This window comes from Pseudaestuariivita rosea (genome assembly GCF_017592335.1).
In the GTDB taxonomy this organism is placed as follows: domain Bacteria; phylum Pseudomonadota; class Alphaproteobacteria; order Rhodobacterales; family Rhodobacteraceae; genus Parasulfitobacter; species Parasulfitobacter rosea.
The window spans coordinates 1-700 of the sequence record NZ_JACNMP010000087.1 but is presented as its reverse complement, the minus strand read 5'-3'; the positions used below and the strand labels follow the sequence as shown (position 1 = coordinate 700).

The window sequence follows — 700 nt, the reverse complement described above, 5'->3', positions numbered from 1 at the left end:
CGACGCAAAGATCCTGAAAATGAGAGAGGAGATCAAAAAGAAGACAATCCAAACACGTCGCTTGCAGCACCAATCAGCTGCCGCATAAACTCAAACTCAAACTCAAACTCAAACTCAAACTCAAACTCAAACTGAAACTGAAACTGAAACTGAAACTGAAACTGAAACTGAACCAGAGCCTCCACTACCAAACAGCCTCAGTTCTCCGAAAAACTCTGAAGACGGACAGTCTCTCGGACCAATGGCGTTCCAATGGCTCGATGTCGGACGCCTTTGAGGATAGCCAGCGGTTCCGTGTTCTATGCATCGTGGATGATTGCACACGCGAAGCCTTGGCAACTGTCGTGGATCGTTCGTTGTCAGGAGCGCGGATGACCCGCGAACTGGATGATCTGATCCACAGACGCGGCCAGCCCGATATGATCGTCTCAGATAACGGAACGGAAATGACATCTCACGCCGTGCTGAGGTGGTGCCAGGAAACCGGCGTTGGTTGGCATTACATCGCGCCCGGAAAGCCAATGCAAAACGCATTTGTGGAAAGCTTCAATGGCCGACTGCGAGATGAATGCTTGAACGAACACATCTTTGGCAATCTCGCTGAAGCACGGAAGATCATCGAAAACTGGAGGATCGATTACAACACACAAAGACCACACACATCGCTTGGCGGGCTGGCTCCGGCTGTCTACGCCAATCT

At 50.7% G+C, this 700-nt stretch carries 1 protein-coding gene and 1 pseudogene; one reads left to right on the top strand and one right to left on the bottom strand.

The genetic code is table 11. From position 1 onward, the window contains the following. Positions 1-32: 32 nt before the first annotated feature. The gene (locus H7848_RS19685) at positions 33-185 is read right to left on the bottom strand and encodes a hypothetical protein (protein WP_208354674.1); all 153 of its coding nucleotides are present in this window, start codon (positions 183-185) and stop codon (positions 33-35) included. A gap of 75 nt (positions 186-260) precedes the next feature. Here H7848_RS19685 and H7848_RS19680 point away from each other — a divergent pair. After that, positions 261-700, top strand: a pseudogene (locus tag H7848_RS19680) (integrase core domain-containing protein); the annotation flags it as partial.